The 21280-nt window shown below is 62.9% G+C and carries 25 protein-coding genes and 1 pseudogene; 15 read left to right on the top strand and 11 right to left on the bottom strand.

Annotated features, from left to right (window positions below; all coding sequences use genetic code 11):
• Nucleotides 1-49: 49 nt before the first annotated feature.
• Nucleotides 50-769: a helix-turn-helix domain-containing protein gene (locus PSV40_RS16395; RefSeq protein ID WP_300539786.1), complete on the bottom strand. Its 720-nt coding sequence runs from the start codon at nt 767-769 to the stop codon at nt 50-52.
• A gap of 187 nt (nt 770-956) precedes the next feature.
• On the opposite strand from PSV40_RS16395, the gene hemN reads away from it, so the two are divergent.
• Both hemN and PSV40_RS16385 read left to right on the top strand, forming a co-directional pair.
• Complete coding sequence (gene hemN / locus PSV40_RS16390) at nt 957-2339, top strand: oxygen-independent coproporphyrinogen III oxidase (protein WP_300539782.1); 1383 nt, start codon at nt 957-959, stop codon at nt 2337-2339.
• A 13-nt stretch (nt 2340-2352) separates the two neighbouring features.
• Nucleotides 2353-3045, top strand: a complete 693-nt coding sequence (locus PSV40_RS16385; RefSeq protein WP_300539781.1) for a sulfite exporter TauE/SafE family protein — start codon at nt 2353-2355, stop codon at nt 3043-3045.
• Between the two features lie 46 nt (nt 3046-3091).
• Here PSV40_RS16385 and PSV40_RS16380 read toward each other — a convergent pair whose 3' ends face one another.
• Both PSV40_RS16380 and PSV40_RS16375 read right to left on the bottom strand, forming a co-directional pair.
• Nucleotides 3092-4450 (bottom strand): MBL fold metallo-hydrolase, encoded by a 1359-nt coding sequence (locus PSV40_RS16380; RefSeq protein WP_300539780.1) that lies wholly within the window; start codon nt 4448-4450, stop codon nt 3092-3094.
• A 79-nt stretch (nt 4451-4529) separates the two neighbouring features.
• Complete coding sequence (locus PSV40_RS16375; protein WP_300539779.1) at nt 4530-5444, bottom strand: delta(1)-pyrroline-2-carboxylate reductase family protein; 915 nt, start codon at nt 5442-5444, stop codon at nt 4530-4532.
• Nucleotides 5445-5613: 169 nt separating this feature from the next.
• Between PSV40_RS16375 and PSV40_RS16370 the strand changes: the two genes are divergently transcribed.
• Nucleotides 5614-5985 (top strand): hypothetical protein, encoded by a 372-nt coding sequence (locus tag PSV40_RS16370; protein ID WP_300539778.1) that lies wholly within the window; start codon nt 5614-5616, stop codon nt 5983-5985.
• A 93-nt stretch (nt 5986-6078) separates the two neighbouring features.
• Complete coding sequence (locus PSV40_RS16365; RefSeq protein WP_300539777.1) at nt 6079-6300, top strand: hypothetical protein; 222 nt, start codon at nt 6079-6081, stop codon at nt 6298-6300.
• Here PSV40_RS16365 and pcp read toward each other — a convergent pair.
• On the bottom strand, nt 6293-6931 hold the full coding sequence (gene pcp, locus PSV40_RS16360) for a pyroglutamyl-peptidase I (RefSeq protein WP_366915040.1): 639 nt from the start codon (nt 6929-6931) through the stop codon (nt 6293-6295). The genes PSV40_RS16365 and pcp overlap by 8 nt on opposite strands.
• 91 nt (nt 6932-7022) lie before the next feature.
• Nucleotides 7023-7700: a DUF4136 domain-containing protein gene (locus tag PSV40_RS16355; RefSeq protein ID WP_300539773.1), complete on the bottom strand. Its 678-nt coding sequence runs from the start codon at nt 7698-7700 to the stop codon at nt 7023-7025.
• Between the two features lie 115 nt (nt 7701-7815).
• Here PSV40_RS16355 and PSV40_RS16350 point away from each other — a divergent pair, with 115 nt between their 5' ends.
• From PSV40_RS16350 to PSV40_RS16340, 3 genes are all read left to right on the top strand, one after another.
• The gene (locus tag PSV40_RS16350) at nt 7816-8688 is read left to right on the top strand and encodes a neutral zinc metallopeptidase (RefSeq protein WP_300539771.1); all 873 of its coding nucleotides are present in this window, start codon (nt 7816-7818) and stop codon (nt 8686-8688) included.
• A 150-nt stretch (nt 8689-8838) separates the two neighbouring features.
• Nucleotides 8839-10296, top strand: coding sequence for a DEAD/DEAH box helicase (locus tag PSV40_RS16345; RefSeq protein ID WP_300539770.1), 1458 nt, complete (start codon nt 8839-8841; stop codon nt 10294-10296).
• Between the two features lie 100 nt (nt 10297-10396).
• Nucleotides 10397-11302, top strand: a complete 906-nt coding sequence (locus tag PSV40_RS16340) for a YihY/virulence factor BrkB family protein (RefSeq protein WP_300539784.1) — start codon at nt 10397-10399, stop codon at nt 11300-11302.
• A gap of 97 nt (nt 11303-11399) precedes the next feature.
• On the opposite strand, the gene PSV40_RS16335 is transcribed toward PSV40_RS16340, so the two are convergent.
• Nucleotides 11400-12251 (bottom strand): symmetrical bis(5'-nucleosyl)-tetraphosphatase, encoded by an 852-nt coding sequence (locus tag PSV40_RS16335; RefSeq protein WP_300539768.1) that lies wholly within the window; start codon nt 12249-12251, stop codon nt 11400-11402.
• 23 nt (nt 12252-12274) lie between these two features.
• Here PSV40_RS16335 and PSV40_RS16330 point away from each other — a divergent pair, with 23 nt between their 5' ends.
• The gene (locus tag PSV40_RS16330) at nt 12275-13618 is read left to right on the top strand and encodes a hemolysin family protein (RefSeq protein WP_300539766.1); all 1344 of its coding nucleotides are present in this window, start codon (nt 12275-12277) and stop codon (nt 13616-13618) included.
• Nucleotides 13619-13788: 170 nt separating this feature from the next.
• Here PSV40_RS16330 and PSV40_RS16325 read toward each other — a convergent pair whose 3' ends face one another.
• Both PSV40_RS16325 and PSV40_RS16320 read right to left on the bottom strand, forming a co-directional pair.
• Entirely contained in the window at nt 13789-14226 is a 438-nt protein-coding gene (locus tag PSV40_RS16325) for a hypothetical protein (RefSeq protein WP_300539765.1), read from the bottom strand.
• A gap of 124 nt (nt 14227-14350) precedes the next feature.
• Nucleotides 14351-14758 (bottom strand): response regulator, encoded by a 408-nt coding sequence (locus PSV40_RS16320; protein WP_300539763.1) that lies wholly within the window; start codon nt 14756-14758, stop codon nt 14351-14353.
• A 171-nt stretch (nt 14759-14929) separates the two neighbouring features.
• Here PSV40_RS16320 and PSV40_RS16315 point away from each other — a divergent pair, with 171 nt between their 5' ends.
• Nucleotides 14930-15937, top strand: coding sequence for a metal-dependent hydrolase (locus PSV40_RS16315; protein WP_300539761.1), 1008 nt, complete (start codon nt 14930-14932; stop codon nt 15935-15937).
• A 175-nt stretch (nt 15938-16112) separates the two neighbouring features.
• The gene (locus PSV40_RS16310; protein WP_300539759.1) at nt 16113-16625 is read left to right on the top strand and encodes an NUDIX domain-containing protein; all 513 of its coding nucleotides are present in this window, start codon (nt 16113-16115) and stop codon (nt 16623-16625) included.
• Nucleotides 16626-16763: 138 nt separating this feature from the next.
• Here PSV40_RS16310 and PSV40_RS16305 read toward each other — a convergent pair whose 3' ends face one another.
• The 3 genes and pseudogenes from PSV40_RS16305 to PSV40_RS16295 form a co-directional block, all read right to left on the bottom strand.
• Complete coding sequence (locus tag PSV40_RS16305; RefSeq protein WP_300539758.1) at nt 16764-16967, bottom strand: hypothetical protein; 204 nt, start codon at nt 16965-16967, stop codon at nt 16764-16766.
• A gap of 184 nt (nt 16968-17151) precedes the next feature.
• Nucleotides 17152-17445, bottom strand: a complete 294-nt coding sequence (locus PSV40_RS16300) for an addiction module antidote protein (RefSeq protein WP_300539756.1) — start codon at nt 17443-17445, stop codon at nt 17152-17154.
• Nucleotides 17438-17741, bottom strand: a pseudogene (locus tag PSV40_RS16295) (type II toxin-antitoxin system RelE/ParE family toxin). Before PSV40_RS16295 ends, PSV40_RS16300 begins: the two are co-directional and overlap by 8 nt.
• 380 nt (nt 17742-18121) lie before the next feature.
• Here PSV40_RS16295 and PSV40_RS16290 point away from each other — a divergent pair.
• The 5 genes from PSV40_RS16290 (at nt 18122) to PSV40_RS16270 (ending at nt 20969) form a co-directional block, all read left to right on the top strand.
• The gene (locus tag PSV40_RS16290) at nt 18122-18445 is read left to right on the top strand and encodes a type II toxin-antitoxin system RelE/ParE family toxin (protein ID WP_366915038.1); all 324 of its coding nucleotides are present in this window, start codon (nt 18122-18124) and stop codon (nt 18443-18445) included.
• The gene (locus PSV40_RS16285; protein ID WP_300539753.1) at nt 18442-18741 is read left to right on the top strand and encodes an addiction module antidote protein; all 300 of its coding nucleotides are present in this window, start codon (nt 18442-18444) and stop codon (nt 18739-18741) included. The genes PSV40_RS16290 and PSV40_RS16285 overlap by 4 nt, the downstream gene beginning before the upstream one ends.
• Before the next feature lie 50 nt (nt 18742-18791).
• Nucleotides 18792-19073 carry a BrnA antitoxin family protein gene (locus PSV40_RS16280; protein ID WP_300539751.1) on the top strand — a complete coding sequence of 94 codons (282 nt, stop codon included), beginning with the start codon at nt 18792-18794 and terminating at the stop codon, nt 19071-19073.
• 650 nt (nt 19074-19723) lie between these two features.
• Nucleotides 19724-20026: a helix-turn-helix transcriptional regulator gene (locus PSV40_RS16275; protein WP_300539749.1), complete on the top strand. Its 303-nt coding sequence runs from the start codon at nt 19724-19726 to the stop codon at nt 20024-20026.
• Between the two features lies 1 nt (nt 20027).
• On the top strand, nt 20028-20969 hold the full coding sequence (locus PSV40_RS16270) for a reverse transcriptase family protein (protein ID WP_300539747.1): 942 nt from the start codon (nt 20028-20030) through the stop codon (nt 20967-20969).
• Nucleotides 20970-21280: the final 311 nt, after the last annotated feature.

Here is a 21280-nt window from a genome sequence, read left to right as displayed (position 1 = left end):
TGGCGGCAACGAGAGTTTACACATGTTTCGTTATTTATGTGTCAATGTACTAGTTGCAGCCCTGCTGGTTGACGATGGACTGCAGGGCAGCGGGGTCGAGGATGCGCACATGGCGCTGGTGGACGTCTATGACGCCGTCGTCGGCAAACTTCGAGAAGGTGCGGCTCACGGTTTCCAGCTTCATCCCGAGGTAACTGCCAATCTCTTCGCGTGTCATGCGCAGGACCAGCTCCGACCCCGAGAACCCCCGTGCGTGCAGCCGTTGCACCAGGTTCAGCAGGAAGGCCGCCACGCGTTCTTCGGCCCGCATGCTGCCCAGGAGCAGCATCACGCCGTGTTCGCGCACGATCTCGCGGCTCATGATGCGGTGCACATGGTGTTGCAGGGCATTGATCTCGCGCGAGAGCTCACCGATGCGATTGAAGGGCATGACGCAGACCTCGGCATCTTCGAGTGCGACGGCATCGCAGGTATGGCGGTCGTTGACAATCCCGTCCAGGCCGATCACCTCGCCAGCCATCTGGAAGCCGGTGACCTGGTCGCGGCCGTCGCCGGAGGTGACACAGGTCTTGAAAAAGCCGGTGCGAATGGCAAACAGCGATTCGAAAGGTTCGCCATTGCGAAACAGGGTGGCGCCGCGTTTGACCTTCCGGCGGACGGCCACGACCTCGTCGATGCGTGCGAGTTCTTGCGGGCTCAGGCCCACCGGCATGCACAGTTCGCGAAGGTTGCAGTTCGAGCACGCCACCTTGATGGTTTTTTCATCGATAAATGGCGTTTCCGGGGCAGTTATTACCAGATCTGCGGGGGGCGTACGTACGGGGATTTCCTTCATGAGAGAGCCTTATATGATCTTGATCAAATTGTCCCGTCCTCCGCCCCGGCGCATTTGATCCATATCAAGCGCTCAGGAGGGCGGACGCGGCACAGTCACATACCTCCACGAGAAACATGTCATGACCAATGTATCGCCCGATCTGCTCCAACGATTCGACGTTCCGGGGCCGCGGTATACATCCTATCCAACGGCCGATCGTTTTGTAGAAGCCTTCACTGCAGCCGACTATGGTCAGGCCTTGGGCCAGCGCCGCACCGGCCCGGCCGGGTTGACCATGCCGCTGTCGCTGTATGTCCATATTCCGTTCTGTGAGTCGCTTTGTTATTACTGCGCCTGCAACAAGATCATCACCAAGCACCATAACCGTGCTGTCAGCTACCTGCGCTACCTGAGCCGCGAGATCGACCTGCATACGGCCCAGCTCGGCGAGGGCCAGACGGTCACGCAACTGCACCTGGGCGGGGGGTCGCCAACCTTTCTGTCCGACGATGAGTTGGGCGAGCTCATGGCCATGCTGCGGCGCAGTTTCACGATGGTGCCCGGCGGCGAATACTCCATCGAGATTGACCCGCGCACGGTTGATGGCACCCGCCTGCGCGCCCTTGCCGACATGGGTTTTAACCGCCTGAGCTTCGGCGTGCAGGATTTCGATCCCGATGTCCAGAAGGCCGTGCACCGCATCCAGCCTTTTGAGCAGGTCAGCGAACTGATGGCCCAGGCGCGCGAGGTGGGTTTCGATTCCATCAATGTGGACTTGATCTACGGCCTGCCGCGCCAGACGCCCGAATCCTTTGCACGCACGCTGGCCCAGGTGGCGCAGTTGCGGCCCGACCGCATTGCACTGTATGCCTATGCCCACCTGCCCGAGCGCTTCAAGCCGCAGCGGCGCATCACGACGGCCGACCTGCCTGGTGCTGCGGCCAAGGTGGCCATGCTGACGCAGTCGCTGGCGGCCTTCATGGCTGCGGGGTATGTCTACATCGGCATGGACCACTTTGCCCTGCCCAATGACGCGCTGGCCGTGGCCAAGCGCCAGGGCCGGCTGCATCGCAACTTCCAGGGCTACAGCACCCAGCCCGACTGCGACCTCATCGGCCTGGGCGTTTCGGCCATCGGACGCATCGGCGCGACCTACAGCCAGAACGCCAAGACGATGGAAGAGTACTGCGACCATCTGGACCAGGGCCGCCTGCCGGTGGTGCGTGGGCTGGCGCTCAACCGCGACGACCTGGCGCGCCGGGCCGTGATCATGGCGCTGATGTGCCAGGGCCAGGTGCTTTTCGAGTCGATCGAGCTGGCGTGGCTGCTGGACTTCCGCAGTTACTTCGCGGCCGAGCTGGAGCAACTGCGCGATCTGGCCGATGCGGGGTTGGTCCTGCTGGACGAATCCGGCATCCAGGTGACGGCGCAAGGATGGTTCTTTGTGCGTGCGGTAGCCATGGTGTTCGACCGCTACCTGCAGGCCGACCGCAACCGCGCCAGGTTCTCGCGCATCATCTGAACAGGGTTCGGTCATGTCCACCACACTGGCCGTGACGGCCCTGATGATGGGGCTGGCCGGCGGCCCGCATTGCGCTGCCATGTGCGGCGCGGCCTGTGCGGGCATTTCGCGCCTGGGTCCGCGTCAGGGCACGGGCTCGTCGTGGCGTTCGCTCTGGAGCTTTCAGGCCGGGCGCCTGGCGGGTTATTCGCTGGCCGGCGCCGCTGCCGCGCTGGCCGTGCAGAGCCTGGCCTGGCTGACCACCCACACCGCGGCGCTGCGTCCGGTCTGGACGCTGTTTCACCTGGCTGTGCTGCTCTGGGGGCTGATGCTGCTGTACCAGGCCCGCCAGCCGGCATGGGTCAGCGACGCCGGCCGCGCCGTCTGGGCGCGCATCCGGCCGCTGGCCACGGCGCGCGGCGGCATCTTCGCTACCGGTGCGCTGTGGACCTTCATGCCCTGCGGTCTGCTCTATTCGGCGCTGCTGGTAGCTTCGCTCAGCGGCGGGCCGCTGGAGGGCGCGCTGTCAATGGCACTGTTCGCCGCCGGCAGCAGCGTGTCGCTGATGCTCGTGCCGCTGCTGTACGACAAACTGCAGGGGCGCGGCAACAAGCTCAAGCAGGACTGGGGGACACGCGCGGCCGGTGGCCTGCTGATCCTTGCGGCTGCCTGGGCGCTCTGGGCGGATGCCTTTCACCGCTTTGCAGAATGGTGCGGCCTGGCCTGATCTCCGGCCCTTGCCTGCACTGGTGGCGTCAACGGCACTGACGGCGTTAATGGAGAGTCACCGTTTCGAGATAGAAAGGCATGTGGACGTCCCAATGCAGCTCGCGCTCGATGTGCTGGCGCATCGCGTCGGCAGCGGCCGGTTCGCCGTGCGTGATGAAAGTCTGTTTGGGCGGCGCCTTGAACCCCTTGAGCCAGCTCACAATTTCGGCGGCATCGGCATGGGCCGACAGGTCGTCCAGCATGGCGACCTCGGCCCGGATGGGCACGTCCTCGCCGAAAATTCGCACCGTCGGCGCACCTCCTGCGATGGAGGCTCCGCGCGTGCCGCCAGCCTGAAAGCCGGCAAACAAAATGGTGTTGCGTTTGTCGGGTGCAAAGGCCTTGAGGTGATGCAGCACGCGCCCGCCCGTCGCCATGCCGCTGGCGGAGACGATCACCATCGGACCATGGCGCGCATTGAGCAGCCGCGACTCCTCCGGGGACTGCACGATATGCGCGGCGTGCGCCAGCGCATCGCATTCGGCGGCCGTCAGCTGCAGTTCCGATTTGTGTTTCAGGTAAACCTGCATGGCGCTGGCCGCCATGGGGCTGTTGAGGTACACCGGCATGTCGTGGATCACGCCCTGCGCCTTGAGCAACTGGATGCAGTGCAGCAGGCTCTGGGCCCGGCCCACGGCGAAGGCCGGGATCACCACCACGCCGCCGCGGGCGGCGGTGCGGTTGATCACCTTGCCGAGTTCCAGCAGCGGGTCCGAGTTCTTGTGTGGACGGTCGCCATAGGTGGATTCCACCACCAGGTAGTCAGCGCCATCCATCTGCACGGGGGGCTTGAGCACCAGGTCGTTGGGCCGGCCGATGTCCCCGGAAAACAGGATGGAGCGTGACCCGTCGTCCAGCCGGACAAACGACGAGCCGATCATGTGGCCCGAGGGCGTCATGCGGGCATGCAGGCCTGGTGCGGGCTGCCAGTCCTTGCCGTGGGGAACGGGATGAAACAGCTTGAGGCATTGCAGCGCGTCGTCGCGCGTGTACAGCGGCAGGGCTTCCTTGTGTTTGGACAGTTTGTGGCGGTTGGCGTATTCGGCCTCTTCCTCCTGCAGGTGGCCTGAATCGGGAAGCAGAATGCGGCACAGGTCGTAGGTGGCGGGCGTGCAGAACACCTTGCCGCGAAACCCCTGGCGCGCCAGCAGGGGCAGGTAGCCGCTGTGGTCGATGTGGGCGTGCGTCAGGATCACGGCGTCGATCGAGGACGGCTTCACCGGCGGCGGCGCCCAGTTGCGCAGGCGCAGCAGCTTGTAGCCCTGGAACAGGCCGCAATCGACCAGCACCCTGGCCTTGTCGTGCTGAATCAGGTATTTGGAACCGGTGACGGTGTCGGTCGCGCCGAGGAATTGAAGTTTCATGGGCTTCAGTCTAGAAAGGACGGGGCTGGACCTGCTTGCGTTGGATCAACAGGGGTGGACGTGACGAAAGGCCCTTCCTTTACAGCGCCAGGGCCGTCCGCGCGGCTGCCAGGTCCCAGCCGGCCCAACCGCAGCTCTTGAAAAGCACCGGCCCGGCCGGCCTCGGCGTGTCATGAGCCAGCACGTCCGCGAGTGTTGCAAAGCGGCTCACATCGAGACCGGCCTGCAGCAGATCGCCTGCTTCATGGCTTGCATCGGCGGTGTCCACAAACACCGCGCCCTGCCGCGCAAAGTGACGGCACAGGTCGGGGCCGAGCTCCACCATCCGCGGCGTGAAGGCGCCGACCGCGCTGATGAAAGCATCCGCGCGCGGGAGGCCGTCGAGCACCACGCCATGGGCCGGCGTGCAGGTGACCGCCAGCGGGCATTCGGCCAGCGCGGCGTTGGCGTCCTGCACCACACGGGCCTGCAGGCCCCGTGCTTGCGCGTGCTGCACCAGCGCCTGCGCACTGGCCGCGCTGCGCGAGGCGATCACGACTTCACTGAGCTGCAGGACCTCGGTAAAGGCGTCGAGGTGGGCCCTGCCCTGAACCCCCGCGCCCACGATCAGCAGCGGCCCGCGGGTATTGGGGGCCAGTCGCTGCGCCGCCAGCAGGGACACGGCCGCGGTGCGCCGCGCCGTGACCGTCGGGCCGTCCAGCACCAGCCGGCGTTCACCGCTGGCAATGTCAAACACCACCACATCACCCTGGATGGTGGCGCGTGTTGTTCCGGCGTTGGCCGGCGTGAAGGTGATCAGTTTGGTCATGGCTACCCGGCTGTCCGAGGCCGGCATCACAAACAGGCTGCCGCCGCCGGCCAGGGGCTGCACCAGACGCTGCGGGACTTGCACCGAGGCATCGCCCAGCAGGCGCACGATTTCTTCCAGCAGGGCGGGGTAGGGCAGGCGGGCCGCGGTCTGCGCGGCGCTCAGCAGGATGGGCGAATCGGTCATGGCTGGATGGTAAGCCAGCCTGCGCAAGCCCGGCCGGCGGCGGCGAAGGGCCGGTCAGGGCGTGTTCGCGGGAAGCGGTTTTATCCTACAGCGGCACGGGCAATGCCCCGCGTTGAGTGTCCAGGGTGCGTTCATAACATCGAAACAGTCGCAACGAGGAGTCTATTTCATGTTTTCCACCCATATGCCCCCAGTCAATACCGTCCCCCGTGAATACCTTTATCTGGGCGCCGGGGCGGTGCTGATGGTCAGCCTGCTGGCGGCCATGGCCATGGTGGCTGGCGGCGAAGTCAAAAAGGCCAAGGCGCGTGACTCCCTGCTGGCCTCCCAGCAGACCGCCGTGGCTTATTGTGTGGAAACCCTGCGCGGTGCGGCCCTCAGCAACTGCATGCGACATGCCAGGGCCGACGTGTACAACGACGGTGCGAAGTCCACCCTGGCCGGCAACGAGCCGGCAGGCGCAGTGATGGCCGGCGGCCAGTCCAAAGCGCCCGCAGACAACATGGGCATGATCCCGGTTTCCTTCAGCGCTGTCCGTTAAACACGGTTATTTCCACTGTTTCCGGCAGGCACCTGTCTGCGGTGCAGAGGGTGGTTTCAGGCAGAGGCGCCGGCAGCGGTTAGCATTCCTTGCATGAAGTTATCCCGCCTGTTTCAGCCTCGCAATCCCCTGTTCTGGATGGCCATGGCGCTTAATGCCCTGTCGGCCGCGCTGGCCTGGATTGTTCACAACCGGGTGCTGGACACCTGGGCCACGTTGATCGTCGGCGGTTTCGCCCTCAGCAACGCGCTGATCGGCAGCTGGCTGGTCTGGCGGCTGTTGCGGGACGAGCCCGCGCAAAAACAGATCAACTGATTGCTCCCGCGCCCTGCGTGATGTCGCGCTGCGTTGCCAGTGCCGTGCGTACGGCCACACGCAGCCCGCGCACCACGTTCTCCAGCGCCATGTGGGGCTGGCCCTGGCCGGGCAGGAAAGGCACGTGAACAAAGCCGCCGCGCGTGCGCTTGAAGCCGCGCCGTGTGGCCAGCATGTGCATGAGTCCGTAAAACACATGGTTGCAGACAAAGGTGCCGGCGGTCTGCGAGACCTCGACAGCAATCCCTTGCTTTTGCAGCGCCAGCAGCATGGCCTTGATGGGCAGCGTGCTGAAATACGCGGCCGGCCCGCCGACGACGACGGGCGTGTCCACCGGCTGCGCGGCGGCATTGTCGGCAATGCGTGCGTCGTTCACATTGATGGCCACACGCTCCAGTGAGAGGGCGGCGCGTCCGCCGGCCTGACCAACACAGAGGACCAGCGCCGGCTTGTGCGTGCGCAGCAGTCGCCCCAGTTCGGCCAGCGAGGCGTCAAACACGGTCGGCAATTGAGCGGCCACCACCCGATGGCCGCCGATGCGCCGGCCGTGCAGCGCCTGGACCGCCAGCCAGCTCGGGTTCAGGGTGTCGCCGCCGAACGCGTTAAAACCAGTCAGCAGGATGCGCGGCAGGGGCGGGGAGGTCGTCGGGCGTGGCATGCCGCCATTGTGAAGCAGGTCGGACGATGCACCGCCGCGTTAATCCCGGGGTCGTGCATGGCGCTTATTTTTTGATCAACGCGCCGGTTTCCCGGTCGAAACGCACCTGGCGCACCTGCCCGTTCTGGCCGGGAAAGCCGTCCAGCGCCGCGCGCACCAAATAAGGCATGACCGCAGGCAGAGTGGCGCTGCCTTCATACACTGCGCGGGACTCGAACACGGCGCGGGGCTGCCCCGGCGGGCCGCTGCGGGTATCGAGCAGGCGCAGGTTGAGCTGGCTGAACTGCACGGTGTACGGCACGACCCGGTCGCCCACATAGGTCGGACCGAACCGGCTCGGCGCCCAGAAGCCCGGGAAATACTGGCCGGCGGCGTTGCGGCGCGGCGGGTAAAACACCAGGGGGTCTTCATACACGGGTTGCAGATAGGTTCTTTGCTGGGTCTGGCTGACCGTGCTCAGTTCGGCCAGCAGGCGCGCCTGCTCGCCCGCGGCGGCAGGCCGCAGCCCCAGCTTTTCCAGTTCCCGCTGCGCATACCGTTCATAGGTGGCCTGCTCCAGCTCCTGGGGCGCGCCCCAGCGGTTGGGCGGCGGCTTGATGAAGCTGAAGCTGCTGCCGGCGGCGTCAGCCGGCCACTGGTTGAAGCTGGTGACCTGTGTCACCAGCGGGCCGGCGCAGGCGCTCAGCAACACGGCTGACAGCAGGACGGGAAAAATACGCGCACGTGCAAGAAGGCTGTTCATGCTCAATGGGATGCTGCGACGAACAAAATGTTCCGTCTCTGGATTGAAAGCTCAAGTAAAGTAGTCCGCACAGTTTGCGCCGCCTCGGCGGCGCCGACGCCAACGAAAGCAAAGCATGAAATGGGAAGGCAACCGCGAATCCGACAACGTCGAAGACCGCCGCAGTGGGGGCGGAGGGGGCGGGTTGCTGGGTGGCCGGAGCATCGGCATTGGCACCATTGTGATCGCGCTGGTGGGCGGCTGGATTTTCGGCATCAACCCGATGACCATTTTGAGCCTGCTGAGTGGCGGCGGCACCCCTACGGCGCAGGTGCAGCAAGGCCCCGCCCAGCGCCCTCCGGCGGACGACCGCATGGCCAGTTTTGTGTCCACCGTGCTGGCCGACACCGAAGACGTCTGGAAAGTCGTCTTCACCCAGGGCGGCGGCACTTACCAGGAGCCGCGGCTGGTGCTGTTTCGCGGTGCCACCGCCACGGCCTGCGGCCAGGGGCAGGCGGCCATGGGGCCCTTTTATTGCCCGGCCGACCAGAAGGTCTACATCGACCTCGGCTTTTATGAAACCCTGCAGAAAAAGCTGGGCGCGCCCGGCGACTTTGCCCAGGCCTACGTGATCGCGCACGAGGTCGGCCACCATGTGCAGAACCTGCTGGGCATCACCGGCAAGATGGACCAGATGCGCGGTCGTGTCAGCAAGGTCGAATACAACGCCATGAGCGTGCGGCTTGAGTTGCAGGCCGACTGCTTTGCCGGCATGTGGGCGCATCACGCGCAGCGTGCCCGTGCCATCCTGGAGCAGGGCGACGTCGAGGAGGCGATGAATGCCGCCGCAAAAATCGGCGATGACGCATTGCAGCGCGGCGGTGGCGGCGCCATCGTGCCCGAGAGTTTCACCCATGGCAGCAGTGCCCAGCGTGCGCGCTGGTTCAACAACGGCTTGCAGCAGGGCAGTGTCAAGGCGTGCGACACCTTCTCCGCCCGGAATTTATAAAAAAAGGCTTCCAGCCCAAGACCCGTATGCGCAAGCAGCTATCAAATGAATAGCAATCCGGCGACGGAAAACCGGTCATCTGCAGGCCCGACCGGGCGGCGGGCCGGCAGAAATGCCTTTATCGCCCAAAGTGCGACAATAGCAGGCTAAATGACATCATCTTTTTCGAACCTTTCGCTGGCAGAACCGCTGGCCCGCGCCGTAGCCGACATGGGCTACGAAACCATGACCCCCATCCAGGAGCAGGCCATTCCGGTCGTTCTCCAGGGCAAGGACGTGATGGGCGCCGCCCAGACCGGCACCGGCAAAACCGCCGCTTTCACACTGCCCTTGCTACAGCGCATGATGAAGCACGAGAATGCTTCGACCTCGCCGGCGCGCCACCCCGTGCGGGCGCTGGTGCTGCTGCCGACCCGCGAGCTTGCCGTCCAGGTGGCCGAGCAGGTCAAGCTTTATGCCAAATACACCAACCTCAACTGCGCTGTTGTGTTTGGCGGCATGGACATGAAGCCGCAGACGCTGGAACTCAAAAAAGGCGTGGAGGTGCTGGTGGCCACGCCGGGCCGCCTGCTCGATCACATCGAAGCCAAGAACACCGTGCTCAACCAGGTTGAATATGTGGTGCTTGACGAGGCCGACCGCATGCTGGACATCGGTTTTCTGCCCGACCTGCAGCGCATCCTGAGCTACCTGCCCAAGCAGCGCATCACGCTGCTGTTTTCCGCCACCTTCTCGCCCGAGATCAAGCGCCTGGCGTCCAGTTTCCTGCAGGACCCGGTGACGATCGAGGTGGCGCGTTCCAACGCCACGGCGTCCACGGTGGAGCAGCATTTCTACGCCGTCAGTGCCGACGACAAGCGCCGCGCGCTGCACCAGGTGCTCAAGACCCGCGGCATCAAGCAGGCCTTTGTGTTTGTCAACAGCAAGCTCGGTTGCGCACGCCTGGCCCGCTCGCTGGAGCGTGAAGGCCTGAAAACCACCGCCCTGCACGGCGACAAAAGCCAGGACGAGCGGCTGAAGGCGCTCGAGGCTTTCAAAAGCGGCGAAGTTGATTTGCTGGTTTGTACCGATGTGGCCGCGCGCGGCCTGGACATCAAGGACGTGCCGGCCGTGTTCAACTTCGATGTGCCTTTCAACGCGGAAGACTATGTGCACCGCATCGGCCGCACCGGCCGCGCCGGCGCCTCGGGCCTGGCGGTGAGTTTTGCGGCTGCCAGCGACCAGCGCCTGGTCACCGACATCGAAAAACTCATCAAGGCCAAGATCGAACTCGAACCCATGGAGTTCGACGAGGACCAGCCGCGCATCAAGGAGCAGGGCCGCATCAACGACGGCCGGCGCATGTACCGCGACAGCGGCGACCAGCCCGTGCGCGAGGCGGCCGAAGCCCAGCGCGACAGGCCGGAGCGCCGCGAACGCCGCGAGGCGCCGCCGCAGCGCCAGTCGGCCTCGCGCGACCCCTTCTTTGACAAGCCTTACGAATCAAGCCTGCCGGCCGAAGCGCAGCCGGCCTGGGAAGCGGCCGCCAAGAGCGGCACCTCACGCGGTGTGTCGGCCAACATCAAGCCGAAGAAAAAGGTTGCTGCGCTGTTCAAGACAGGCAGCTGAGGCTGAGCCCCGGGCCCGTTGGCAGTCAGCCGGGGCCTACTGTTTCCCGCGCCGGTGTCTGATGGTTTTACACCGCCAGCCGGGCTAAGCTGAGGTCATGATGCCCTCGTTCGCCGGCCTGCGCCGCGTCTACCAACGTTCCTCTTTTCCCAAGCTGTTGCGTCCGGTACGCCGTTCCGTCAACCTGTGGCTGGACGCCGACGGCCTGCGCATGAGTGCCGCCATGTCCTTCTACGGCATTCTCAGCCTCGCGCCGCTGCTGGTGCTGCTGGTGGCCGTGCTGGGCTGGTGGCTGGACCGCAGCTACATCGAAAGCAGCCTGATCCGGGAGATAGGCGGCGTGATCGGCGAGCAGGGCGCACAGATGATCAAGCAGGCGCTGGCCAGCGCGCAGAAGCCGTCCGAGGGGCTGCTGGCCTCGGGTATTGCATTCATCCTGCTGCTGTCCGGTGCGACCGGCGTGTTTGCCGAACTGCAGGACGCCTTCGAGCGGCTCTGGCGCCACGATACCGGCGTGCCGCCGCAGCAGAAGTGGTGGTACGGCGCGTCGCTGCGCGTGCGCGGCATTGCCTACATCCTGGCCTTCGGTTTTCTGTTGCTGGTGTCGCTGGTGATCTCCGCCGTGCTGAGTTTCCTGACCACCTGGGCCGGCAGCTACATGCCGCTGGAGCGCGTGGCGGTGGTGATCAACGAGCTGGTGTCCATGGTTTTTTCCGCGGGGCTGTTCGTTGCGCTGATGCGCATGAGCGCCGGGCCCAAACCTGCGATGCGTTACCTGGTGATGGGCGGCATCGCCGGCGGCATTTTGTTTGCGCTGGGCAAGTACCTGATGGCGATTTACCTGTCGACCGCGGCCGTGGTGTCGGCCTATGGCGCGGCCGGCTCGCTGGTGGTGCTGCTGATGTGGATCTACTTCTCATCGGCCGTGCTGCTGCTTTCGGCCAGTGTGGCGCGCGCCCTGTCCGACGAAGCAGAAATCAGGAAGGCCGCCACGGCCCCGGCCTGAGCGCCGGGCGGGTTGCTGGTTTGCTACTTTATTGATAGCTGCTGGCGTAGGTGCTGATTGGGCTGGAGCCCTGAAACGTTTGAATTTCTGGCAGCACTCAGCCCGGCGCCTGGACCTGTGGGCATTGCACACGGATCAACTCGATCTGACCGGGCTTCTTGCCCAGCCGCGCCGCCGTCAGGCAGCCGCCCCAGACGCAGCCCGTGTCCAGCGGCAGGGTGTTGGCCAGCAGGCCGGCCCCGCTGGCCACGGTGTCGGCACCCAGCGTGGACCAGTGGCCGAAGGCGATGGGCAGACCGGCGGTTTTCCGGCCGGGGACTTCAAACCATGGCAGGTAACCGGGGGGCGCCGTCTGCGTGCTGCCCGTGGTGGTAAATTCCATGGCGCCGTCAGCCGTGCAAAAACGCATGCGTGTCAGGGCGTTGACAATCACGCGCAGCCGCTCGGCACCGGCCAGTGTGTCCTGCCACTGGTTCGGCGTGTTGCCGTACATCGCTTTCAAAAAGCCGGCCAGGTCGGGGCCGCGCAGCGCCTGCTCGACCTCACCGGCCAGCGCCATGGTTTGCGCGGCGCTCCACTGCGGCAACACGCCGGCATGCACCATGAGCCAGCCGTGTTCAAGCATGGCCATGCGGCGGTGCCGCAGCCAGTCGAGCAGGGGTTCGCAGTCGGGCGCGTCCAGCACCTGCTGCACGGTGTCGCTGCGGTGCGGCTTGCGCAGCCCGTGACGGATGCCGAGCAGGTTCAGGTCGTGGTTGCCCAGCAGGCACTGCGCCGCATCGCCCAGGCCGGACAGGCTGCGCAGCACGCCCAGCGAGTCCGGGCCGCGGTTGACCAGATCGCCCAGAAGGTAAAGCGTGTCGCGGCTGGGGGAAAAATCCACGCTGCGCAGCAGGCGCTGCAACGGCTCGTTGCAACCCTGCAGGTCGCCAATCAAGTAAAGTGCCATGTGTTCATTCTGCCTTCGGATCCATGGATTTCATCCTCATTGCCTTTTTGACCCTGCTCAACGGCGTTTTTGCCATGTCCGAGCTGGCGCTCGCTTCCAGCCGCAAGGCCAGGCTCAACGCCATGGCGGAGGCGGGCGACAAGGGCGCGCGGTCGGCGCTGACGCTGCTGGAGAACCCGACGCAGTTTCTCTCGTCGGTGCAGGTCGGCATCACCTCCATCGGCATGCTCAACGGCATCATCGGCGAGGCGGCCTTCAGCGGCAGCCTGTCAAGCTGGATCCAGACCTTCGGCGCATCCACCCGCGCGGCCGACATCACGGCCACCGCGCTGGTGGTCACGGTCATCACCTTCATCACCATTGTGTTTGGCGAACTGGTGCCCAAGCGCATCGGCCAGCTCTACCCCGAAACCGTGGCGCGGCTGGTGTCGCGCCCCATGATGTGGGTGGCCACCGGCGCCAAGCCTTTTGTGCGGCTGCTGTCCTTCAGCACCCACTCCGTGCTCAAGTTGCTGCGGGTGGACAACGCCGGCGAGCGCACCGTGACCGACGAGGAGATTGCCGCCAGCCTGGAAGAGGGCGTGGACGCGGGGCTGATCGAGGAGCACGAGCACCAGATGGTGCAGAACGTCTTTCTGCTCGACGACCGGCTGCTGACCTCGCTGATGCTGCCACGCTCGGACATCGAGTGGCTGGACGCCAGCGACACCGTGGCGCAGGCGATTGCCAAGGCCGGCGCGACCGGGCACTCGTGGTATCCGGTGTGCCGCGGCAGCCTCGACGACGTGGTGGGCGTGGTGAACATTGCCAAGTTGCTGGCCCTGCGCGGCCAGATCCAGCCGGTCGGCGAGGACACCGGCACCGGCACCACACCGACACTGGCCGACCGCATTGACACCTACGCGATTCCGGCCATGTTTGTGCCGGAAACGCTGACCGGCATGGAACTGCTGGAGCAGTTTCGCACCCAGTCCACCCGCATGGTGTTTGTGGTCGACGAATACGGCGTGGTGCAGGGCCTGATGACACCGATGGACATGCTCGAAGCCATCACCGGCGAGCTGCAGCCCGGTGCACAGGTTGACGCCTGGGCCACGCGCCGCGCCGACGGCAGCTGGCTGATCGACGGCGTGATGCCGGTGTCCGAGCTCAAGGCCCGGCTCGACATCCGGGAACTGCCCGACGAGGACAGGGGCCGCTACAACACCGTGGCCGGCCTGCTGCAAAGCGTGTCAGGCCGCCTGCTGGGCACCGGCGATCTGGTCGACGCCGCGGGCTGGCGTTTTGAAGTGCTGGACCTGGACGGCAAACGCATCGACAAGGTGCTGGTCAGCCAGATGGCCGAGCCGCCGCAGGAGCCGGGCTGAAAGAGCCTGCTTTTCTTGGCCCCTCTCCCAGGGGGAGAGGGGGTAAAACCAGCCCAGACCACCTGCGTAGTTACATTTCTACAGCGTTTTCAGCCTCCAGCCCAGGCGTGGCGGGCGCAGACAGCTATTGATTCAATAGCAGTCCGGTTGACGGCCGCCGTGAGGCCAGCTTACGGCCGGCTGGCCGGCCGCACTGCCGGCGCTACCGTGATCAGCACCTCGTTGCCGCCAAAGTTGCTGCCCTGCATCTGCACCGTGGCCACTCGTTCGGCCTTGGTGAAAGTCAGCAGGCTGAGTTTGGAAAACGAGCTCGAGGTCAGCGTCCAGCCGGCGGCGGGCAGGTTGTCGCGGAACCAGGCAAACGCCGGTTGCGCCTCGCCCGGCACGGTCAGGCTCAGCCGCCCCATCCAGGTGTTGCCTGAACCCATGACCAGGGTGTCCTGCTGCTTGATGACCGCGCCCTGCGGCAGCGGCACATCGCCCGCCAGTTGTTTGGCCGTTGCCTCGGTCATCGTGCTGTCATGGCCCATCTGTACATTGCCCATCGAAGAGCAGCCCAGCAGGGCCAGAGCGGTTGAAGCAGCAAGCAAGATCCTGGTGGTGTTCATGGGCGTGGTTCTCTGCGAGTGGTGGCAACACCCTGGCAACGGCCGCGCCAGGCACGGCGATTGTAGCCGTGGCTGCAGGCGGCTCGATGGTGGCAGATGTGACGGGTGCGCCTGGCGCGCGGCGTCAGCCCATGAGACGTTGTGGCCGCGTTTGCAGCGGGCTGTAGGCGCGCCCGATGCAATAGGCGATCAGGTCGCCAAGCTCGGTGGCCTTGTTGAAAACCGCGTTGGCGCCCAGCAGGCGGCAATGCGTCAGCAGGTAAGAGACCGGGTGGTTGGTCATCACCAGCACGTCCTGCTCGGCGCCGCGCGGCCAGCAATGCCGCAGCACGCCCGCGCCCGTGCCTTCACGCAGGAAAAGGTCCAGAATGGCCACGTCCCAGCCGTCGGGGTTTCGCTCCAGCCAGTTCTTGGCCTCACCCTCGGTTTCCGCCACGCCCACCCATTCGATGTCGATTTCCGCAGAAAGCGCATCCATCAAGTGTTTGCATGTCACCTCGTTGTCTTCTACCAGGTAAATCCGTAAAGCCAAATCTGTCTCCTTGGCAAGCCTCGGGCCTGCCGGCTCAAAATGTTCAGTCCAGCTTATAGGACCCGCCGCATGATTTGAAGTGGGCTGCACCCCCGTACCTTGTCAGCGCCGTCCTACGGGCATTTGTTTCCGCCGCGCGGCGCCCCGTCACCCTGGGGTAAGCTGCCCGCCATGGATTCACTGACCCAGATGGCCCTTGGTTCGGCCGTGAGCGTGGCCGTCATGGGGCGGCGCACCGCCGTGTGGAAAGCCGCGCTGTGGGGCGCGGTGGCCGGCACCCTGCCGGACCTGGACGCCTTCATCGACCACGGCAACGCGATCCTCAACATGACGCTGCACCGCGCCGAAAGCCACGCGCTGTTCTACCTCACGCTGGCCGCGCCGCCGCTGGCCTGGCTGGTCTCGCGCCTGCACGGTGAGGGCGCGCTGTTCAAACGCTGGTGGCTTGCGCTCTGGCTGGTGCTCATCACCCACCCCCTGCTCGACGCCATGACGGTGTACGGCACGCAGCTGCTGCTGCCGTTCACCAACTACCCGTTCGGGGTGGGCAGCGTGTTCATCATCGACCCGCTCTACACCGTGCCGCTGATGGTTGGTGTGGTGGCCGCGCTGCGCCTTAAAAGCACCCGCGGCCTGCGCTGGAACGCGGCGGCGCTGGTGATGAGCACGCTGTACCTTGGCTGGAGCGTGCTGGCGCAGCAGCAGGCCACCGCGGTGGCGCGCAGCTCGCTGCAGGCCGAGGGCATCACCGCCAACGCGCTGCTGGTGACGCCCGCACCCTTCAACACGCTGCTGTGGCGCGTGGTCGCCACCACGCCCACCCAGTATTTTGAAGGCCACTACTCGCTGCTCGACACGTCACCGCGCATCACCTGGACGGCGCACAACCGTGGCGCCGACCTGATCACGCTGCACGGCCAGGACCCGCCGGTGGCGCGCATCGCGGCCTTCAGTCACGGCTTTTTCCGCCTGTCGGAAGCGGGTGGGCGCCTCTTCGTCACCGACCTGCGCATGGGCCAGGAACCAGCCTACACCTTCCACTTCGACCTGGGCACCGCCACGGCCCGCGCCGCACAAAACCATGTGCCCACACTCAAGAGCGCGCGGCCCGATGTGGCAACGGCCCTGCCCTGGCTGTGGCGGCGCATGTGGGGCGACCCGCTGCCGCCACCGTGGTGAGGGCCGGTGGGTGTGCCGTCTTATGCTACTTTTTTTATAGCTGGTTGCGCAGGTGCTGATTGGGCTGGCGGCCGATTTGGCTTGATAAATCAGGCGGAGCCAATCTGCCGGCGCCTTCACAGTCATGGAGAGGCGCAAGCCATCGTCGAGAATGTCCCCGAAGCGAAACCCATCCATGAGCTTGCCACCCTTATCCCTACCGTTACCCATTGCCCAGTTTTCTGCAGCCTGCGCAGCTTTGCCTCTGGTGTCCATCGACCTGGTGTTGACCAACACCGACGGCCAGCTGCTGCTGGGCCTGCGCAACAACGCACCGGCCCGAGGCTGGTGGTTCACGCCGGGAGGCCGGATACGAAAAAACGAGCCCCTGGCCCATGCAAAACGGCGCATTGCGCACGACGAACTGGGCTTGCCCGCATCAGCGCTCGAACGCGCAACACTGATGGGCACCTGGGACCACTTCTACCCGGACAGCGCCTTTGACCCCCAGGTGTCCACCCATTACGTGAACCTGCCGCTATGGCTGCAGCTGACGCGCGACGAGGAAAAACATCTTCAGTTGCCGCAGGGCCCCGGCGAACAACATGCCAGGTGGCAATGGCTCGCGCTGGACCAAGCCGAGACCGACACGGCGGTGCATGCGTATGTTCGTGTCTATGCGACGTGGGTCACGCAGCACCGGCCCTGATGCTGGGCTTATGTCGATGGCCGGGGGTCAGCCCCGGCCCGCGGAGCGGCGAACAGGAATCGACCCAGCAACACGGGAATGTTTATCTTTGCCTTGGCCACCCATGCTCGCGGGAGCAAGGAGCCGCGCACCGGGCTTCTATGTTCCGCGCTTGGCGTCCGATACATCACGCAATGATTCTTCATACTTCGCGATCGTCTCGTCCAGATTGCGTTGCGCATCTATGGCCGTCTTGCCGCCGGTTCCCGCGACGTCCCGGACGAGTTCTTCGGCATTTTCTACTTCCCGTTTAAGGCTGGCTGCCCGGTCCAGGGCCGTTTGCATTCTGTCATTGGTTGCCATGTTCGCCTCCATGAATGTGGATGAAACCTGCGCAATCTACGACAGAACACCTGCCGGTAGACGCGCGGAAATATTACTTCCTGGCAACGACCAAGTCAAAAATTCGCGGGTACAAACTTTAGGTTTATTCTGGTCCTGAAAGGGGTGAACTGGGGCTGGTCTTGGTTGATCTGGGTGGGGGTGGTTATGCGGTAGCCGAAACCTTGGCGGTCAGCTCGATGCCCAGCGCTTGCATGACCGCCAACGTTGTCTTCAGGGTAGGGTTGCCGTTCTCACTGAAAGAGCGGTAAAGCTGCTCGCGGGAAAGCCCGGTTTGCGCCGCAATTTGCGTCATGCCTTTGGCGCGGGCGACCACCCCCAGCGCGTGCGCGATGTAGCCCGCATCGTTCGTCTGGAAAGCTTCCGCCATGAAGCTCGCAATCGCTTCGTCGGAAGTCAGGTCCTCGGCGGGATCGTAGGGCGTCAGTTTTTCAGCCATCTAATTCACTCCATTCTTCAGCCAGGCGCTTTGCAGTCTTGATGTCCTTCGCTTGCGTGCTTTTGTCGCCGCCGCACAGCAGGACAATGATCGTGTTTCCTCTTGCGGAAGTAGATGCGGTATCCAGGGCCATGGTGGATACGCAATTCGCTGATGCCCTGTCCTACTGGTTCCGCATCGCCCGCAAGTCCAAGGGCGAGACGGTCCAGGCGGGACGCGATCAAGGCACGCGCTCCTTCGTCCTTTAGCCGTGTTCGCCACTTCCTGAATGTCTCGGTTTGTTTTAACTCGATCATCGCGATGTGCTGTAGTTTATAGACTACTGTGCGTCAATCATTTCAGGATGGCGCTTTGCCCACGCCGCGCTTGAAAAAGGCTGGCTGAATTAACGTAACTACAATAAATCGTGAATCTGACCTTGGGTGCGGATGCACGCATGAAATACCGCAAGCCGCAGTGGCCCGGCGCGCTGCGGATGCTACTTTATTGATAGCTGCTTGCGCCCGCCCTGATTGGGCTGGAGCCCGATTTTTCTTGTGAATCCGGTTTGAACCGATTTTGACTGTCATCCTGAACTTGATCCGGAGTCATGCTGCCTGGCGGGCCAGGATGGGTTCGACTCAAATCAAGCATGCAGGCTGGTTGGATGATGAGTGGTATTTTTTAGGATACCATGATGGATATTCGCATCTACACGGATGAAACAGGCCGGGCACCGTTCGAGGAATGGCTTAACGCTTTGAAGGACGCACAAGGGAGGGCTCGTGTTCGGGCAAGAATCGCGCGGTTGCAGGCCGGAAATTTTGGCGATTGCAAGCCCCTGCGCGGTGGTGTGCTGGAACTGCGCATAGACCAGGGACCGGGTTATCGGGTGTTTTTGAGCAGGCAGGGGCCACTAATGGTGTTACTGCTGTGTGGAAGCGACAAGAGTGAGCAGGACAAGGCCATCGGGCTTGCCCTGGCCTATCTGGCAGATTGGAAACAGAGGGGTTCGATATGAGCACACGCGACAAAAGCTACGAGCAGGCGACTTTGAAAGCGTTGACCGATCCGACAGAAGCCGCCGCTTATATCGAGGCCGTTCTGGAACTGGATGATCCCGCCGCGCTGCTTGTGGCGCTGCGACAGGTGGCCAAGGCACACGGCATGGCCGAGGTGGCACGCCGCGCCAACATGGGTGAAAAAACCCTGTTCAAGTCACTGAGTGAAAACGGAAACCCGACCATCACGACGGTGCACAAGGTCTTGCAGGCCGTCGGGCTTCGCTTGAGCGTCACGCCGGAGCCGGCCCAATAGAAATCACCTTGCATGCCTGTGCGGATCCGCACGATTCCAGGTGAAACGTTATGCCGAAACTTAAAACCGGAACCATCCTTCCCAACCCCACTGAGGACGCCGCCATCACGGCCGCTGCGCTGGCAGACCCTGACGCCGCTTCTCTCACGGATGCCGAATGGTTGCAAGCCAAGCCGCTGGTGCATCGCGGCCGCACTCTGGGCAGTGGCAGCAAGACCCAAGTCACACTGCGCCTGGACGTGGAGGTGGTGGAGAAATTCAGGGCAACGGGCGATGGCTGGCAAACCCGCATCAACGACGCCTTGAAAAGCTGGGTGCGGACGCATGCCTGAAATGCCGCAAATCCGTAACGCGCTTGGCGCGATGCGGCTCGGCGTCCTGGGCCAAGGGAAAACGCAGTTAAATAAATACGTTCGCAAGTTCAAATAAATGTTCGCTAGCAGCGAACAAAATCAGCAACACCATCTTGTTCTGATACACTTCGCTGGCGTTGTACTAAAGGGTGTTTCGTCAAAAGCGGAGCTGTGGCAACACAGCTCGTGGAAGCCGAAAGGTTTCTAATGTTTGCAGCAGAGGTCGACTTCTCTTTGCCTTGCGCGTCGCGGTCGTGTCTTCTCGATTCGGTCTTGATGTGTTGGTCAAACGGAACTTGCTTAGCGTAGCTGCGACGGGAACGAACTGTCTACGTCAGTTCGTTTTAATGAGCCCAGAGGTAAAACTGCCAGCGTTCTCCCAGCTTTTCTTGTGATCGACGGGGCTCCGCATTTCGCGGGGTTTTGCAAGAAAGGAACCAAGATGGTTGATAAGCGCAAATGTACAAGCCGCTGGCAGGCATTGTTGAAGTTGATGTGGGGTTGGATTTGCAACCCTAAGGTATTCAAAGCGATGGTATGGACAGCAAGGGCTGCCTATCTACTTTGGAAGATCTGGCAGCAGCTCAAGGATGACCTCTGGCCTTTTTATCAAGTGGATTGGGGAAGTCATGCAAAACGACGCCCTTCGGTTGATGCGAGTCTTTCACGACATGTCGCAAACCACCTTGGCGGACAAGCTCGGTATTTCAAAATCGTACTTGAGCGAAATTGAGAAGGGGGAGAAGAAGAAAGTCACCCTGGACCTTCTTGAGCGCTACTCTCAAGTTTTCAATATCCCTGTGTCGTCTTTGATGTTCTTTGCAGAACAAGTGGATGAGGGCAAGTACGAAAAGGTGCGTGTTACTGTTGCCGGGAAGGTTTTGAAGATGCTCGACTGGATTGCGACAAAGCAAGACGTGGACAAGCCTTAGCGTGAAAAAGGTAGAGAAGTCCTACCCGCTGGATCAAAGCCCGTTGTACTTAATGCCGACGCGAAAGAAGTTGGCCGGCCTGCTTGGATTCTCGCCGAGAGCACTCCAGAAACTGGCCGATGGCACCAACAACTACGTACGGTTCAAAATCAAGCAGGATGGCAAGGAGAGGGACATCCAAGCGCCCAAGGCCATTATGGAAAAGGTGCATCGGAAGTTGTTCACCTTCCTTGTCCGAATAGAGAAGCCAGATTATTTGCACTCCGGTCGCAAGATGCACTCGTACATTTCGAACGCGAGAGTGCATCGGGGTGCCGTTCCACTCGCCAAGCTGGACATCAAGAAGTTCTACCCGTCAATCGATGGCGGCAGGGTATACCGCTTCTTCATAGAGGGACTCAAATGCAGTCCAGATGTTGCAGGGCTGCTTCGAAAACTCTGTACTGTGGATGGGCATTTGCCGACAGGCAGTTGCTTAAGTCAGTTGCTCGCGTTCTTTTCTGCCAAACCAATGTTTGATGAACTGCATGAACACGCCATAGCCAGCGGCGTGAAAGGTACATGTTACGTGGATGATCTAACTTGGTCAGGAAGAAACGCCACCGGCAGTTTCATGTGGGGCGCGAAACAAATTGTCCATAGCCATGGCTTTTCTTATCATAAGGACCGTCTGTACTCCGAACACGAACGCAAGGTCGTAACCGGTGTGTTCATCTCTGGAGATGATCTGCAGGTGATACCGAGTCGTGAGCGTGAAGTCTGGGCGGCGCTGAATGCCTTGGGGGGTGTCAATGAAGGCGCGCGTCTGAAAGCAATAACTAGCCTAATCGGGAAAGTCTCGGCCTTTAGTCAAATCGACGCACGGTATCTTGCGAAAGTGAAGGCGCTTCGTCAACGCCAAAAGGCGATGAAGGTCAAATTGGCTCGCGCTGTGACAGTTTAATTGAGCTGGCGTTGTGCAAGAGGACGCAGCGGGACCACCAGAACCAAAAAGGTTAGGCTGGTCGGTCTTGAATCTAGCGAGCCTAGATTACAAAATCAACTATCGATTACGAATTGACTACATGAAAAAGCCCCTAACCATGACAGCTAGTACATCAACACGTAAGTTTCGAAACATAGTATCGCCCAAGCTTTGTATCTGCATCCTGCCGAGTGAATTTCCACTCGATGGTCCGCTGAAGGGCATTTCGCGCTTGCGGGGGTGTCTGAATTTCTGTGTGTGAGGCGAGATTGCCTGCCCGAGGTTTGGGC

Origin of the sequence: Polaromonas sp., assembly GCF_029945925.1 — a bacterium.
In the GTDB taxonomy this organism is placed as follows: Bacteria; Pseudomonadota; Gammaproteobacteria; order Burkholderiales; family Burkholderiaceae_C; genus Polaromonas.
The sequence above is the reverse complement of the archived record's forward strand: the minus strand, read 5'-3'. Positions and strand labels throughout refer to the sequence as shown.

Bases quoted from the DNA above. Each gene is read 5' to 3' on its own strand.
- PSV40_RS16290 (WP_366915038.1), top strand. From the start codon at position 18,122: ATGGATATTCGCATCTACACGGATGAAACAGGCCGGGCACCGTTCGAG.
- PSV40_RS16300 (WP_300539756.1), bottom strand. From the start codon at position 17,445: ATGGCTGAAAAACTGACGCCCTACGATCCCGCCGAGGACCTGACTTCC.
- PSV40_RS16325 (WP_300539765.1), bottom strand. From the start codon at position 14,226: ATGAACACCACCAGGATCTTGCTTGCTGCTTCAACCGCTCTGGCCCTG.
- PSV40_RS16315 (WP_300539761.1), top strand. From the start codon at position 14,930: ATGGATTCACTGACCCAGATGGCCCTTGGTTCGGCCGTGAGCGTGGCC.
- PSV40_RS16350 (WP_300539771.1), top strand. From the start codon at position 7,816: ATGAAATGGGAAGGCAACCGCGAATCCGACAACGTCGAAGACCGCCGC.
- PSV40_RS16305 (WP_300539758.1), bottom strand. From the start codon at position 16,967: ATGGCAACCAATGACAGAATGCAAACGGCCCTGGACCGGGCAGCCAGC.
- PSV40_RS16355 (WP_300539773.1), bottom strand. From the start codon at position 7,700: ATGAACAGCCTTCTTGCACGTGCGCGTATTTTTCCCGTCCTGCTGTCA.
- PSV40_RS16335 (WP_300539768.1), bottom strand. From the start codon at position 12,251: ATGGCACTTTACTTGATTGGCGACCTGCAGGGTTGCAACGAGCCGTTG.
- PSV40_RS16385 (WP_300539781.1), top strand. From the start codon at position 2,353: ATGTCCACCACACTGGCCGTGACGGCCCTGATGATGGGGCTGGCCGGC.
- PSV40_RS16340 (WP_300539784.1), top strand. From the start codon at position 10,397: ATGCCCTCGTTCGCCGGCCTGCGCCGCGTCTACCAACGTTCCTCTTTT.
- PSV40_RS16310 (WP_300539759.1), top strand. From the start codon at position 16,113: ATGAGCTTGCCACCCTTATCCCTACCGTTACCCATTGCCCAGTTTTCT.
- PSV40_RS16275 (WP_300539749.1), top strand. From the start codon at position 19,724: ATGCAAAACGACGCCCTTCGGTTGATGCGAGTCTTTCACGACATGTCG.
- PSV40_RS16285 (WP_300539753.1), top strand. From the start codon at position 18,442: ATGAGCACACGCGACAAAAGCTACGAGCAGGCGACTTTGAAAGCGTTG.
- PSV40_RS16280 (WP_300539751.1), top strand. From the start codon at position 18,792: ATGCCGAAACTTAAAACCGGAACCATCCTTCCCAACCCCACTGAGGAC.
- PSV40_RS16375 (WP_300539779.1), bottom strand. From the start codon at position 5,444: ATGACCGATTCGCCCATCCTGCTGAGCGCCGCGCAGACCGCGGCCCGC.
- PSV40_RS16345 (WP_300539770.1), top strand. From the start codon at position 8,839: ATGACATCATCTTTTTCGAACCTTTCGCTGGCAGAACCGCTGGCCCGC.
- PSV40_RS16330 (WP_300539766.1), top strand. From the start codon at position 12,275: ATGGATTTCATCCTCATTGCCTTTTTGACCCTGCTCAACGGCGTTTTT.
- PSV40_RS16370 (WP_300539778.1), top strand. From the start codon at position 5,614: ATGTTTTCCACCCATATGCCCCCAGTCAATACCGTCCCCCGTGAATAC.
- hemN (WP_300539782.1), top strand. From the start codon at position 957: ATGACCAATGTATCGCCCGATCTGCTCCAACGATTCGACGTTCCGGGG.
- PSV40_RS16365 (WP_300539777.1), top strand. From the start codon at position 6,079: ATGAAGTTATCCCGCCTGTTTCAGCCTCGCAATCCCCTGTTCTGGATG.
- PSV40_RS16380 (WP_300539780.1), bottom strand. From the start codon at position 4,450: ATGAAACTTCAATTCCTCGGCGCGACCGACACCGTCACCGGTTCCAAA.